At 62.7% G+C, this 14,618-nt stretch carries 8 protein-coding genes; 2 read left to right on the top strand and 6 right to left on the bottom strand.

The features are described from left to right. The coding region (locus VLU25_07205) for a phage tail sheath family protein (protein ID HSR67712.1) at positions 1-265 on the bottom strand (265 nt) is incomplete at its 3' end. An 869-nt stretch (positions 266-1,134) separates the two neighbouring features. Between VLU25_07205 and VLU25_07200 the strand changes: the two genes are divergently transcribed. Next, positions 1,135-2,520, top strand: coding sequence for a sigma-54 dependent transcriptional regulator (locus VLU25_07200; GenBank protein HSR67711.1), 1,386 nt, complete (start codon positions 1,135-1,137; stop codon positions 2,518-2,520). 932 nt (positions 2,521-3,452) lie between these two features. On the opposite strand, the gene hemW is transcribed toward VLU25_07200, so the two are convergent. The 4 genes from hemW to VLU25_07180 all read right to left on the bottom strand — a co-directional run bounded on the left by hemW (position 3,453) and on the right by VLU25_07180 (position 8,731). Next, positions 3,453-4,592, bottom strand: a complete 1,140-nt coding sequence (gene hemW / locus VLU25_07195) for a radical SAM family heme chaperone HemW (protein HSR67710.1) — start codon at positions 4,590-4,592, stop codon at positions 3,453-3,455. 10 nt (positions 4,593-4,602) lie between these two features. After that, entirely contained in the window at positions 4,603-6,441 is a 1,839-nt protein-coding gene (gene lepA / locus VLU25_07190) for a translation elongation factor 4 (protein HSR67709.1), read from the bottom strand. Between the two features lie 444 nt (positions 6,442-6,885). Beyond that, a complete protein-coding gene (locus VLU25_07185; protein ID HSR67708.1) occupies positions 6,886-8,184 on the bottom strand; it encodes a sigma-70 family RNA polymerase sigma factor in 1,299 nt (432 codons plus the stop codon). 184 nt (positions 8,185-8,368) lie between these two features. After that, positions 8,369-8,731, bottom strand: coding sequence for a YciI family protein (locus VLU25_07180; protein ID HSR67707.1), 363 nt, complete (start codon positions 8,729-8,731; stop codon positions 8,369-8,371). A gap of 140 nt (positions 8,732-8,871) precedes the next feature. Between VLU25_07180 and VLU25_07175 the strand changes: the two genes are divergently transcribed. Further along, positions 8,872-11,736, top strand: coding sequence for a prolyl oligopeptidase family serine peptidase (locus tag VLU25_07175; protein ID HSR67706.1), 2,865 nt, complete (start codon positions 8,872-8,874; stop codon positions 11,734-11,736). 264 nt (positions 11,737-12,000) lie between these two features. Here VLU25_07175 and VLU25_07170 read toward each other — a convergent pair whose 3' ends face one another. Beyond that, complete coding sequence (locus VLU25_07170; protein HSR67705.1) at positions 12,001-13,983, bottom strand: HEAT repeat domain-containing protein; 1,983 nt, start codon at positions 13,981-13,983, stop codon at positions 12,001-12,003. Positions 13,984-14,618 lie beyond the last annotated feature (635 nt).

Here is a 14,618-nt window from a genome sequence, read left to right as displayed (position 1 = left end):
CCTTGTAGAGGCGGACGATCAAAGCTTGGGCGCCGCCGTTGAGGAAGAAGTCGCGCACGGCGTAGCTCATCGGGTAGTCGATGCCCAGGCCGCCGAAAGTGCGCTCGAAGTCGCCGAAGTTATTAATGGTGAAAGGCTCGTTGACGGGTCCTCGCGCGGCGCGGCCAATGAAGGCGGTAATGGACGTCGCCACTCCCGTTATGGTGCGGACGCCGCTGGGCACCTCCTCAATGTAGACGCCTGGATAAGTCGGAGTCACGGGCATTTTGAAAACCTCCTCTTTGTGGAGAAAAACGGAAATGCGGATAAACAGGCACGGGCTGATACAGCTTCGCCCCGTCACTTACAACGAGGCGCATCGAGAATCGTCTCAGCCTCTGCGCTCGCCGAGCGCTGCGAGGCCGCGGCAAATCAGCAATCAGAACGTGTCAACAAGTCGCGGATCTGGTCCAGCTTCTCCCTGTTGACCCGAAAGTGCCGCCGGCCGTCTTTCGACCTGTGTTCCAAGAGCAAGCGTTTGTCGACCAAGCGGGCCACGACACCCTCGACTGTGGCCCTGTCGCTCCTGACCGACTCCTCCAACAACCACCATTGGGTGATCCCCTTTAGAGTGTCACTGGCTTCAGGGTTTTCCACGAGGTATCTCAAAAGGGCTCTCCGGATCTCTTCCTCTGCCGCAAGGCAACGCTTTTTCATGGAAGGTTCTTGATTCCTCATCTTGCGGAAAGCAAGAGAGATGCCAGCGCGCAGGGGCCGTTTTGCAGGCCTTGCAGGAGCATGGCTGAGTGCTTTTGACCCTACCCGACAGGCGCTCCTTGCCCGCAAACCCCCGTGCCACGCGCATTCCCGGCTAGGGCGTTTTTCCCCTAGCTGAACTCGTCAATTGCCTTCCTTCTGGACAAGACCGAATAGTGAGGCAAAACCGGTAGTCTTGGCGTTATACTATGTGCAACGTTTTCACAGAGAGATCATCGCCCGGTAATCTCAAGTAGGAATAACAGTGTCTGGTGCGTGTTGCCGCATCCGGCGTCCGGCCCGATCAAATGACATGTCTTTTTCAAGTTGCAAAAGGCACAGCCGGCCAATCGTGTTTTCTGCAGACCGGTGCGCCATGCCGAGATTGGAACTCTTGCCATGAGAGTGCTCCTGATCGACCAGGGATGGAGTTCTCGTGGCTGCGAGCAGTTGAAGGCAATCCTCGCGGCCTCGGGGCAGGTGCCCATCGAGACGTTTTACTGTCGCGGCCAGGCTGCGCTTGCCGAGTCCATCCAACATAGCCGGCCCGACATCTGCATCTTGTTGCCGGGCGGGCAGGACCTCGACGAAAAGGTGAGATCGGTGCTTTGTCAAGAGCCGGCCCTGCCTACGGTGATTGCCCTAGAGCAGTCGGGACCCGACCGCATCGCCCGGCTGCTCGAGGCAGGATGCACCGATTTCCTGGTGCCGCCTTTCTCGGAAAGCAGCGTTCTTCCTCGCATCTGGTGGCTCTACCGGCAGACCCGCGCCGCCGCTGTTCCGGTTCCCCAGGCCAAGGAGGAAATCGGCCTTCGCCAGATCGTGGGACAGGCACCCGCCTTCTTAGCCGAGATCGAAAAAGTCAAGGCCGTCTCCAAATACGACGCCAACGTCGTGATCGAAGGAGAAACGGGGACGGGAAAGGAACTCTTCGCCCGTGCCATCCACTATCTGAGTCGGCGCTCCGGCGGACCTTTCATCCCCGTGAACTGCGGCGCAATCCCTGACGATCTTGTCGAGAACGAGCTCTTCGGCCATGAGCGGGGAGCCTACACGGGCGCCGGGGAAAGTTATCAGGGATTGATTGAAGAAGCCGAGGGGGGCACCCTCTTCCTCGACGAGGTGAGCAGCCTCTCCAGCCTGGCCCAAGTCAAGCTGCTGCGCTTTCTTCAAGACGGAGAATACCGCCGCCTGGGATCGACTGCGTTCCTGCGGGGCAACGTCCGCGTCATTGCGGCCTCCAACCTTGAACTTGAAAAGGCCGCCGATCAGGGCAATCTGCGCAAGGACCTGTATTACCGGCTCAACACCATTACCCTCAACCTGCCTCCCCTGCGTTGCCGCAGTGAAGACATTCCCCTGCTGGCCCATCATTTCGCTGCAAAGTACGCTCACAAGTTCGACAAGCCTCAACCTGAGTATTCTCCTCGAGCCATGGAGAAACTCATCCTGCACACTTGGCCGGGCAACGTGCGGGAGCTTGAGCACGTCGTGGAAAGGGCGGTGCTGCTGACTCAGGAAGGCGACATCGGCTCCGAGGCCATCTCCCTTCCCGAAGTCCTTTGCGGGCCCGCTGAGGCCTCGTTCAAAGAGGCCAAGGCCCAGGCGATTGCCGCTTTCGAGGAAGGCTACGTCAAGAAAATGCTGGTGGCCCATCAAGGCAACATTTCTCAAGCCGCCCGAGCGGCCAGAAAAGACCGGCGCTCCTTCTGGGAACTGATCCGCAAACACCGCATCGATGTCAAAGCCCTGAAACGTCGCCTGGCTTTTACCGCCTCCGACTAGGGCCAGTAGTGCAGTGCGTCAGAAGTTTTGAGCCAGCCTGTGGCGTTATCCCACGCCTTCAGCGTTCGCACCTTTGCCGTCCGAAACCCAGGGTGGCGCCGCCGTCTCGCTGGCGCTCGCCGGGGCTGACCCTGGGCTGGCGAATCGCTCCCTTTCAGGGAGCTTATGCTGACTTTCAACACAGTCGCTGCCTGCCCTCCGTGTCAAGGCTCGAGTCCGGGAGGCTCGCTGAAGGCGAGCGATTCGATTAGCCCAGGGTGCAGCCCGCGGCAAGCGAAGCGCAGCAAGGGCGAAACCCTGGGTACAGCGGTTCACCCCACAAGCTAGAATGCAGCATGGCTCAAGTCAAGACTCCTGTGGCGCAGCATTAGCGCAGCGCGTCAGAAGTTTTAAGCCAGCCTGTCGCGTTATCCCACGCCTTCAGAGGGTGTCGCAAAAGCCTTCAACATGACACTTCGAAGGCTCGTTATTCCACCCCTTCAGGGTTCCTTTAGAGGTGCTCCCATTACCCAGGGTGCCGCTCGCGCGCTTCGCGCCCTCGCTGTACCCTGGGCTGGCGAATCGCTCGCCTTCAGCGAGCCCGGACTTGACTTCTAACATGGTCGCTGGGCGGGCGAATCGCACCTCCTTCGGGGTTCTCAAAGAGCAAGAAAGTGCTCCTTGAGACGCTTTGCGAGTGGTTCGGGCTGCACTTTTGCGACACCCTCTTCAGCGTTCGCGCCTTTGCCTTCAGCGAGCCCGGACTTGACTTCTTACACAGTCGCCGGGCTGGCGAATCTGTCCCTGTCAGGGACAAGAACGGAGGGCCCTGGCTCAGAACTTATGACCGGCAGCACCAGGTGGCCAACAAGTTCACGCACGGGTCAAGCTTCAGCGACCGCGCTCAAAGCCTACTTGCCCTCGGCGGTATGAGGCAGCTCGCTATCGGCTTGTCAGACCAGGAACTCGGCGCAGACTTGATCGGCCAGGAAGATGCCGCGGGAGGTGAGAGAGATGGTTGATGCCCGGCGGGAGATGAGTTGCTGGGACTGGAGACGCTGCAAGTGAGCCGCGTAGAGGTTCTGGGCGGGGAGGCGGTACTTTTCGGAGAGCGCCTCCAGGTTGGCGCCTTCGCGGGTGCGCAGGCGAAGCATGATTTCTTCACCCAGGGCTTGACGGGCGGGGAGGCGTTCTTCGACTGAGCGGGGAACGCGTCCCCGCGCGGCGCCGGCGGCGTACTGGTCCAGGTCGCCGCAATTGGTCCAGCGCAGGCCGTCCAGGTAAGAAGAGGCGCTGACCCCCAGTCCCAGGTAGTCTTCGTTGCGCCAGTAGATGCGGTTGTGCAGGCACTCGCGTCCGGGCAGGGCGAAGTTGGAAATTTCGTAGTGGGTCATGCCGGCTGCCCGGGCGTAGCCGATGGCCGTTTGGTACATGTCGGCCGCCAGGTCCTCCCCGGTTTCCTTCAGCAGTCCGGCCTCATGGCGACGGCCGAACTCGGTTCCTGCTTCGATGGTCAGGTTGTAAAGGGAGAGGTGCTGAGGACGGTAGGACAAAGCCTCTTCCAGATCGGCCTGCCATTCCTTCAAGGTCTGATGGGGCAGAGCGAAGATGAGGTCGAGATTGAGGTTGCGGAAGCCCGCCTGGCGGATCCAGCGGATGGAGGTGCGGGCCTGCCCGGCGTCGTGGACGCGTCCAAGGGCTTTCAGGTGCCCGTCGTGGAAGCTCTGCACGCCCAAGCTGATGCGGTCGATTCCAAGCTCGCGGTAAGCCGCCAGCGAGCCGGGAGTGAGAGTGCCCGGATTGCACTCGATGGTCCATTCCTCGACCTGGCTGAGGTCGAAGGCCTCCCGCAGCGACTCGATCAGCCCGTTGAGCTCATGTAAACGCAGTTCGGAGGGCGTCCCGCCCCCCAAAAAGACAGTACGGGCCAGTGCTCCGCGATAGGGCGAGTGACTGATCTCGTCTCGTAGCGCCTTCAAATGGCGGCCACGCTTGACCTCCCCCACCGGACCCGAATTGAAGTCGCAGTAGAAACACTTGCGCACACAGAAAGGGATGTGCACATAGAGTCCCAGTGGACGTCCTACCGTCATACTCAGCCCCTTACTCGTCTACCTTGAGGACGCTCAGGAAGGCCTCCTGGGGAATCTCCACCTGTCCCACCGATTTCATGCGCTTCTTGCCTTCCTTTTGCCGTTCCAGCAGCTTGCGCTTGCGGGTCACGTCGCCACCGTAGCATTTGGCGGTCACGTTCTTGCGCAGGGCCGGAATCTTCTCGGCGGCGATGACTTTGCGTCCCAGGGCGGCCTGCAAACGGATCTCGAAGAGTTGGCGGGGAAGCACTTCCTTCAGTTTCTTGACCAGCGCCTTGCCCCGGTAGTAGGCCTTGTCGCGGTGAGTAATGAAGCTGAGCGCATCGACGGGCTCGCCGTTGAGCAGGATGTCCATCTTGACCAGATTGTCCTCTTTGTAGCCCGCCATTTCGTAGTCGAATGAAGCGTATCCCTTGGTGCGGCTCTTGAGGGCGTCGAAGAAATCCATCAGGATTTCGGACAAGGGCAGTTGGAAAGTCAGCATGGCCCGTTCCGGCCCGTTGTATTCCAGTTTCCCGAAGGTGCCGCGGCGGTCGTTGCAGAGCTCCATGATGGTGCCCACGTACTGGCTGGGAGTCATGACGGTGGCGTGCACGTAGGGCTCTTCCACGCGGTCCAGCCTCTGGCCCTCGGGCCAGTGGGTAGGATTATCGATCATCTCAACCGAGCCGTCGTTGAGAACGATGCGGTAGACCACCGAGGGAGCGGTGGCTACCAGCGGAATATCGAACTCCCGCTCCAGGCGCTCCTGCACGATCTCGCTGTGCAGCAATCCCAAAAACCCGCAGCGGAAGCCGAATCCCAGGGCGGCCGAGGTCTCAGGCTCATAGCTCAATGAAGCGTCGTTGAGCTGCAGCTTGGCCAGCGCGTCGCGCAGGTCGGGGAACTGCTCGGAATCGACGGGATAAAGCCCGCAGAAGACCATCGGCTTGGCGTCGTGGTAACCGGGAAGAGGCTTTTCGGCCCTGCGTCCGCGCTCGGTCATGGTGTCGCCCACCCGGCAGTCGCCGATGGACTTCATGGCGGCGTGCACGAATCCCACCTGACCGGTCAGGAGGGCTTCGGTTTCCAGCATTTCGGGAGCGAAGATGCCGACCCCGGCGATCTCGGCTTCGTGGCCCGTGGCCATCATGTGGATCGTCATGCCGGGACGCAACTCTCCGTCCACCACCCGAACATAGGCGATGATGCCCAGGTAGGGATCGAAATGAGAGTCGAAGACCAGAGCCCGCAGAGGAGCCGCCGCGTCGCCCTTGGGAGCGGGAATGCGCGAAACCACGGCCTCCAGGATGTCTTCTACGCCCTGTCCCGTCTTGGCGCTGGCAGGAATGCACAGGTCGCGCTCGATGAAGAGGGTCTCTTCGATTTCTTCAGCCACCCGCTCGGGGTCGGCGGCGGGCAGATCGATCTTGTTGATGACGGGGACGATTTCAAGCTTGTGATTGAGAGCCAGGTTGACGTTGGCCAGGGTTTGAGCCTCCACGCCCTGTGCCGCGTCCACCACCAGCACGGCTCCTTCGCAGGCGGCCAGACTGCGCGAGACTTCATAGGTGAAGTCGACGTGCCCGGGAGTGTCGATGAGGTTGAGTTCGTAGATGGTGCCGTCCTTGGCCTTGTAGTGGAGGCGCACCGCCGCCATTTTGATGGTGATGCCCCGTTCCCGCTCCAAGTCCATCTTGTCCAGCACCTGTGCCCGCATCTGCCGGCGGTCGATGGTCTCGGTGTCTTCCAGCAGCCGGTCGGCCAGGGTCGACTTGCCGTGGTCGATGTGGGCGATGATGCAGAAATTGCGTGTGTGCGCCTGGTCGACCCTGGGTCTGGGGGGCTTCTTTTCTGTAGATGAGGGCATTGAGCTCAATCGTCCTTCCGTCCGAAACCCCTATTTTACACTACGGTCCATTCCCGCAATCCGGTGCATGGTGAGTGACTGTCTAGTGCCGCCGGCCATAAGGTCTGAGCCAGGGCCGCCGTTTTTTGTCTCTGAAAGGGACAGATCCGCCAGCCCGGCGACTGTGTCAGAAGTCAAGTCCAGGCTCGCTGAAGGCGAGCGATTCGTCAGCCCAGGGTCAGCCCCGGCGAGCGCGAGCGAGACGGGGCGCCACCCTGGGTTCAAGACGGCAAATGTGCAAACGCTGAAAGCGTGGGATAACGCCACGGGGTGGCTCAAAACTTCTGACGCACTGCACCAGACTGTAGCGAGCAGCCTCAAACCGCCGAGAGCATTGGGCCTTCACTGCGGTCACTGCAACTTGACGCGTGTGTGAACCTGTCGGTCACCTGGTGGCCCTGGAACTCAAGACCGGCTGGACGCGCCTTCAACCTGCTTGAGCTTGCGCTCCAGGAATCGCCGTTCGGGTCCGCTGCAGGGACACTGGAGAGCGCGCCGGTAGAAACGGGCCGCTTCCCGTCCCCTCCCCGCCCGGCGGTGCAGGTCGGCCAAGGTGGCGGGGAGCAGGTAGTAGTCGCGCAGAGCCGGATTGTCCTCGATTTCCAGCAGGGACTCCAGCCCCGCTTCGACTCCTTCAACGAAAGCCAGCGCCACGGCCCGGTTGAGCCTGAAGATAGGCGAAGGCTGGATTTCGATAAGAGCGTCGTAAAGGTCCAGGATCTTCTTCCAGTCGGTTTGGGCGTAGCCGGGGGCGGCCACGTGACAGGCGGCGATGGCGGCTTGCAGATGATAGCGGCTGAGCGCCTGGGCCCGCATGGCTTGACCCAGGTGGCGGCTGCCTTGCTCGATGAGGCGCCGGTCCCAGCGCGAACGCTCCTGATCGGCCAGCAGGACGATCTGGCCGTCTTCTTCGCGGGCCGGCAGACGCGAGGCGTGGAGGCAAAGCAGGGCGGCCAACGCGTGCACCTGAGGTTTGGAGGTCAAGGGGTGGGCCGAAAGCAGCGAAATCAGGCGCAGGGCCTCGCCCGTCAGGTCGCGGCGCACCAGAGCTTCTCCGCTGTGGGCGGCATAGCCTTCGTTGAAGAGCAAGTAAACGGCTTCAAGCACCGAATCGAGCCGCTGCGCGAGGTCCGCCGGGGGCGGAACCTGGAAGGGCAGCTTCTTGCGCTTGATCATGCGCTTGGCCCGCACTAGGCGCTGAGCCACCGTGGGCTGGGCCGAAAGCAAGGCGCGGGCGATTTCGGGCACCGAGAATCCGCAAACCGTCTTGAGCGTCAGCGCCACCCGCGAGGCGGGGGGCAACTCGGGATGGCAGCAGATGAAAATCATGGCCAGTTGATCGTCGCTGAGTTCCTCGACGAAGCGGCTCTCGCGGGGCTGGCCCGCCTCCCCCCGGGACTGGCTGATCCACTTCTTGAGGTCCTCTTCCTTGTCGCGAAGGGTGGAAGAGCGGCGCAGGCGGTCGAGAGCCCGGTTGCGGGCCACCTTGATAAGCCAGGCGCGGGGATTGTCGGGCAGTCCGCGATAGGGCCAGACCCGCAGAGCCTGCACCAGCGCGTCCTGCACGATGTCGTCGACCAGGTCGAGCTGGCCGGGCCCGAGGATGCGGGTCAGCGTGGCCGCGATGCGTCCCGCCTCGCGCCGAAAGAGATGGTCGACCATCTTCCGCGCGCGCTCCTGCTCGGCCTCGTGCGATATGGCCATCCTTATTCAACCTTCGATTTGGGACGAAAAAGTTGGATGGGAAGGGCTTGCTGGAAATCAGCAAAGTCCTTGTCGCTGGTAAAAATCGGCATTCCCAACCTGACAGCGACCGAGCAAATCAAGAAGTCGATGCTGGGGCTTTGGACTCCTGCCACAATTTACCACACAAACAGGCGTGTTGCCGCTACTCCTCCTCTTGGTGGCGCTCGTCGATCTCGCGGATTTCGATGCGCGTGCCGTAGCGGACGTGGGGGCAGTCGCGGCTGAGTTGAACAGCCTGGTCATAGTCGTCGGCTTCGATCATGAAGAATCCGCCGATGACCTCTTTGGTCTCGCTGAAGGGTCCGTCGACCACCAGTCCCTCGTCGTCCTGGCGGACGATCCGGCCTTCGCCTTCCACCAGCTTCTGGCCTCCCAACAGGTGTCCAGCCTGGGCCATGCGGGCGCTCCAGTCGACGTATTCCTGTATCAGATCCTGCATTTGCTGGGGCGAGTAGTTCGAAGCGGCGGTGGGTTCTTCATGAAGCAACAAGAGAAACTTAGACATTTTCATAGCCTTTCTGTTCGGCGGTTTCCGTTTTACGCCATCAAGACGTTTGCCGCATCCTCAATTCGACACTGGCGCCCGATTCGCCCTCGCGAGCCCCCTCTGGCCGTGCCCGCTCTGGCCGTTTAGAATGCTGAGCTATGAGACAAGCGAAGTGCGCACGCAAGCATTGGGGTTGGATGGTTCTGCTGACGGCCTGCCTGTCCCCGGCCCTCCTTGGCCAGGGAAAAGCGTTGACGGTGGAAGACATGATGAAGTTCCGCCAAGTGGAGGGACCGGTCATTTCAAAGGACGGAGCCTGGGTGGCCTACCAGGCGCGTCCTGGACGCGGCGACGGGCAGGGCCTGGTCAGGGCCGTGGACGGCAGCGCTTCCTACACGGTGGATCGGGGAGCCAGCCCCGCCATCTCGGGCAACTCGGCCTGGGCGGCCTTCGTGATCGAGCCGTCCTTCGCCGCCCAGCAAAAGGCCGCCGAGAAAAAGAGCGAGGACAAGCCCAAGAACGGCCTGGCCCTGGTCAATCTGAGCAACGGCCAACAGACCGACTTCGAAAACGTGCAGCGCTTCGCCTTCTCGCCCGACGGCCAGTGGCTCGCTTACCATCGCTTCAAAGAAGAGGGGGAAAAAGACCAGGAGAAGGATGAGGAGGCTTCCCAACCGGAGGAGCCGGAAGAGCCGGAGGCGGCTGAGGCCGAGGAGGAGGAAAAGCCCGAGAAGCGTAAGAACGCCGGCACGACGCTGATCCTGCGGCGCCTCTCGGACGGGTCGGAACGCGAGCTTCAATGGGTCAAGGGTTGGGCCTTCGACGAACAATCGCGCTATCTGGCCTATGCCCAGGCCAGCGAGGATGGGCAGGGCAACGGTTTGCGCTTGACCAGCCTGGAGGAGTCGCCGCAGGAAACGGCTCTTTCGGAGTCCGCCGACGGCGTCTACGAGTCGTTGACCTGGAGCAAGGACTCGGGCCGGCTGGCCTATCTGCAAGCGGTGGCCGACCAAGACGGCAAGGCCGGACCGGCTCAATTGCGCATTTGGGACGGCCCAGGCGATGTCCAGGCAGCGGTCGACGACGCCGAGACTCCCGAGGGATGGATGATTCCTCTCGAGCATAACTCCCTCCGCTTCAGCAAGGACGAAGCGCGGCTGTTTGTGGGACTGCGTCCTCGCCAGCCCGACGAGATGGAGGAAGATGACGCAGAGGACGGGGACGAGGGAGAAGAGGAGGAAGAACCCAGCGACCCCTACGATGTGGGGGAGATACTGGAAAAGCGCGAGGTGGACGTCTGGCACTGGAACGATCCGCGCATCAAGACTCACGAAAAGGACTCTTACCAGCAACGCAGCCGCAGCACCTTCGGCGCCGTCTACCACCTCGACTCCAACCGTCTGGTGAAGTTGGCCGATGAAGAGGTCCCGCGCCTGATCCCGTCCGAGAACCCGAACACGGCGCTGCTGATTTCGGACGTCCCCTACCTGCAGGAGATCACCTGGGTGGGCTTCAACCAGGACGCCTACCTGGTCGACCTCGAGAACGGGCAAAGAAAGCTGGCCGCCAAGCGCGTGTCAGGGCCGCTGGAGCTCTCTCCCGACGGACGCTACCTGGCCTATTTTCAGGTCGACAACTGGTGGCTTTACGACTTCCAGACCGATACCAAGCGCCTCCTCACCGCCGAGATGGAGGTGCCTTTCTACGACGAGGACCACGATTATCCCTCGCCGCGTCCCGGCTACGGTTCTCCCGGCTGGCTGGAGGACTCTTCGGCACTGCTCATCTACGACAAGTACGACATCTGGAAGTTTCCCGCCCAGAAGGGTTCGGCTGCCATCGATTGCCTGACAGACGGCCGGGGACGTGAGGAGGAGCGAATCTTCCGCGTGGTGGACACCGATCCCGACAGCGACTTCATCGCCGCCGATGGGGCCCTGTTGCTGACTTCTTACCACGACAAGCAGAAGAACGACGGCTGGTACCGGCTAAAGATGTCCCAAGGCGGCCTGGAGCGCCTTCTCGAACAAGCCAAGAAGTTCGACTTCATCGCCAGGGCCGAGGAGGCCGACAGACTGCTCTACACCCGCGAGGACTACGACGAGTTTCCCGATTTGTGGGTGGCTTCGTCTGACTTCGCCGATGCCGTCAAGGTGAGCACGGTGAATCCGCAGATCAGCGAATTCGCCTGGGGCACTTCGGAGTTGGTGGAGTGGAATTCGCTGGACGGGATTCCGCTGCAAGGCGTCCTCATCAAGCCGGGCAACTACCAGCCGGGCCAGCGCTATCCCGTGCTGGTCTACTTCTACCGCTTCTTCTCTCAGCGCCTGCACGAGTTCAACGAGGTGGTCATCAACCACCGTCCCAACTTTCCCTTTTATGCTTCAAACGGTTATGCCGTCTTTTTGCCGGACATTCGCTTCGAAGTGGGGCGTCCGGGGTTTTCGGCCACCAAGTGCCTGGTGCCCGGGGTGCAGAAGCTGATCGACATGGGCGTGGCCGATCCCCAGGCCATCGGACTGCACGGACATTCCTGGAGCGGCTACCAGACGGCCTTCGTGGTGACTCAGACCGACATCTTCGCCGCCGCCGTGGCCGGCGCGCCGGTTTCCAACATGACCAGCGCTTACGGAGGCATCCGCTGGGGATCGGGACTGTCGCGCCAGTTTCAGTACGAGCAGTCGCAAAGCCGCATCGGGGCTTCACTGTGGGAGGATCTGCCGGCTTACATCGAGAACTCGCCGGTCTTTTACGCCGACCGCATCCATACGCCGCTGCTGATTCAGTTCGGAGACGAGGACGGGGCCGTGCCCTGGACGCAGGGCATCGAGCTTTACATGGCCATGCGCCGGCTGCGGAAGCCCGCGGTGTTCCTGCAATACCGCGGCGAGCCCCACCACCTGCAAAAGTACGCCAACAAGCTCGACTACACCCTCAAGATGAAGGAGTTCTTCGACCACTTCCTCAAAGGCGCCCCCGCCCCAAAGTGGTGGATCGAAGGCGCGGCCTACGAGGGCAAGTAGGCGTACGGGTGGAGCATACTCGCCCATCGCCCCGCCACGGCCAAGCGGGGGCAGGCCACCGAGCGGTACCTTGGCCGGGTGGGAGGCGCATCCTTGCGGCGATCCAGGCAACGCCCCAACACGGCCAAGCGGGGCAGGCCACCGAGCGGTCCCCCGGCCGGGTGGGAAGCACATCCTTGCGGGCCTCTTTGGCCAAGGCTAAGGAGGGCGTCGCCGATGGGCACAGCACCCCTTGTCACCTCACAGCGGCTCGCCACCGAGACGTCACTCAACGCTAACCCCAACAATGGTGTCCCCAGGCAGAATGCTTGCAAGAACGTCCCACCCACCCTCGACCTGAGCCCACACGGTGTAGCCTCCGTCCAGATGATGCTGGGGAGAGTAGGCTGCGAACCACTGGCTGCCCCCGGTGTCTTTGCCGGCCAGCGCCATTCCCACGGCGCCGCGGGTGTAGCGGCGGGTATTGATCTCGCAGCGGATGTCGTATCCGGGACCGCCCCATCCGTCCCCCCGCGGACATCCGGCCTGCAGCACGAAATGGGGCACCACGCGATGGATAGTGATGCCCTCGAAATACCCCTTCTCCGCCAGTGCGATGAAGTTGTAGACGGTCAGCGGAGCGTCTTGAGGATAGAAGCGGATGTTGAAGCGTCCTCGACTGGTTTCGATCTGGGCGCCTTTTCGGTCTTCCAGCACCTCCAGCACCCGGCGGTAGAAACCGAGATCGCGGTCGAGGTCGCGGACGCCGATCTTGTCGCGCACCGAAGGTCCGTCGACGTCCTTGAGGGCCACCGCCGCCTGGACGCGGGCGTTGCGGTCGGGGTCGTCGAGGGCGGAACGCAGGATGAGCAGGGCCTGCTCGTCGGGGAGAGCCGCCTGTACCGCTCCCAGAACGGCCGACTTGGCTTCGAAGTTGGGATCGTCGCGCAGGCGTCCGTAAGCCGCCGCCAAAGCGTCCAGATGGGGTTGGGGGCCGCGCTGGCGCAGTCCGCCTGCGGCCAGAGCCTTAACCACCGGGTCGGGATGCCCCAGCAATTCAAGCAAGCGTTGAGTGGCCCGCGGACGGTCCCAGGACTGCCAGCGCTGAACGGCGGCATTGCGCACCAACGGATGGGGATCGTCCAGCGCCTTGTCGAGCTGTTCCGCCAGGGCATCTCCATCGCCGGCGGGAAAGAGCGACACAGCCGCCGCCCGCACCTGGGGACGCCCGTCCTGCAAGTATCGCGGCAGGTCGGCCTCCACGCCTTCGGGAGCCAGCGCATGCAGGCTGGTCAAAGCGGCGGACGCCAGAGCCGGCGACTCATGGGCGAGCCAGGGCTCGATCTTCTCGGGGGTGGAGGCGTCCTCGGAGGCGGCGGCGGCTTGCAGGCGTTCCAGCAGGACGTGGGGCGCATCGCTCTCGAATCCCTGCATGGCGCCCGCCGCGTCCACCAGCGAGCGGGCGGCGGCCGTGCGCAGGGCTTCGATGCGCACTCCCGCCTCGGGGTGTGCCAGCAGCCGGCTCAGCAACTGCGGATCGGGGTCGGCCACCATCTGCGTCCTCAGCAGGCGGGCCAGGTAGGCGGAGGCCTCAGCCTCCAGCTTGTCGGGAAGCCGGGCCAGCAGGGGGCCGTCCACCTGAAAGGGAGGCTCGGGCTCGTCGCCGCGCGGAAAGCGCGCCAGGTGATAGACGGCATGGCCCAGGTGAGGCGTATCCTCGCTCAGCAGTTCGATGGCCCGGCGGGCAGTGGAGGGGTTGGCCAGACGCCAGGAGGTGAGCAGGATGCGCCTTTTCACCTGCTCCGACTCTTCCACCTCCAAGCGGTCGAGCAAGGCGCTGGCGGCGCCCTTGACGTTCAGCTTGCTGACCGCCTCAACGGCCATTTCGCGAACCCCTTCGTCGCTGTCCGAGAAGGCGGCGACCAGCGCCATGAGGGCGTCTGTCTCTTGCGCTTCGCCCAGCGCGAAAGCCGCCATGGCGCGCACCGATGGGTCCTCGTCCTGGCGCAGCAGGCGCACCAATTCTTCGCGGAAGGCGTCGTCGGGGAACTCCAGCAAGCCGATGCGTCCCAGAGCCAGCACCGCCCGGGCGCGGATGGCGGGGTCCTGGTCTTGCAGCAGCGGACCCAGCAGCTCCATGTCGGCGTTGCGGCTGTCCTCCAGCATCAGGATCTGAGCCAGCCGCTCGTCCGCCTGCCGTTCCCCGCCGCAGGCGGCCAGAAGCAAGAGAAAGAGAAGGAGTGAAAATCCATGCTTGGGAGCACTCATTATTTTAGCCATTCTTTTTTCGCCGTCCCCATGCGCCCGATTCTCACCCTCTCATCCCATGCTGTCAAACCCCTGCGTCAAGGCAAGTGCTGCCCGTCATGAATTCTGAGCCGGGGCCCTCCGTTCTTGTCCATGACAGGGACAGATTCCCCAGCCCAGCGACTGTGTTAGAAGTCAAGTCCGGGCTCGCTGAAGGCGAGCGATTGGCTAGCCCAGGGTCAGCCCCGGCGAGCGCCAGCGAGACGGCGGCGCCACCCTGGGTTTCAGACGGCAAAGGTCAGAACGCTGAAGGCGTGGGATGACGCGACAGGCTGGCTCAAAACTTCTGACACGCTGCGCTAATGCTGCGCCGCCACAGGATTCTTGACTTGAACCATGCTGCATTCTAGCTTGTGGGGTGAACCACCGTACCCAGGGTTTCGCCCTTGCTGCGCTTCGCTTGCCGCGGGCTGCACCCTGGGCTAATCGAATCGCTCGCCTTCAGCGAGCCCGGACTTGAGCCTTGCCGCGGAGGGCAGGCAGCGACTGTGTTGAAAGTCAAGCACAAGCTCCCTGAAGGGGAGCCATTCGCCAGCCCAGGGTCAGCCCCGGCGAGCGCCAGCGAGACGGCGGCGCCACCCTGGGTTTCAGACGGC

It is taken from the genome of Acidobacteriota bacterium, assembly GCA_035471785.1.
In the GTDB taxonomy this organism is placed as follows: Bacteria; Acidobacteriota; UBA6911; order RPQK01; family DATIPO01; genus JANQFM01.
Note: the sequence above shows the minus strand (reverse complement) of the source record. Positions and strands in the feature narration are given on the sequence as shown.

Coding starts and splice junctions, on each gene's coding strand:
- VLU25_07180 (HSR67707.1), bottom strand. CDS start 8,731: ATGTCTAAGTTTCTCTTGTTGCTTCATGAAGAACCCACCGCCGCTTCG.
- VLU25_07175 (HSR67706.1), top strand. CDS start 8,872: ATGAGACAAGCGAAGTGCGCACGCAAGCATTGGGGTTGGATGGTTCTG.
- VLU25_07170 (HSR67705.1), bottom strand. CDS start 13,983: ATGAGTGCTCCCAAGCATGGATTTTCACTCCTTCTCTTTCTCTTGCTT.
- VLU25_07185 (HSR67708.1), bottom strand. CDS start 8,184: ATGGCCATATCGCACGAGGCCGAGCAGGAGCGCGCGCGGAAGATGGTC.
- lepA (HSR67709.1), bottom strand. CDS start 6,441: ATGCCCTCATCTACAGAAAAGAAGCCCCCCAGACCCAGGGTCGACCAG.
- VLU25_07200 (HSR67711.1), top strand. CDS start 1,135: ATGAGAGTGCTCCTGATCGACCAGGGATGGAGTTCTCGTGGCTGCGAG.
- hemW (HSR67710.1), bottom strand. CDS start 4,592: ATGACGGTAGGACGTCCACTGGGACTCTATGTGCACATCCCTTTCTGT.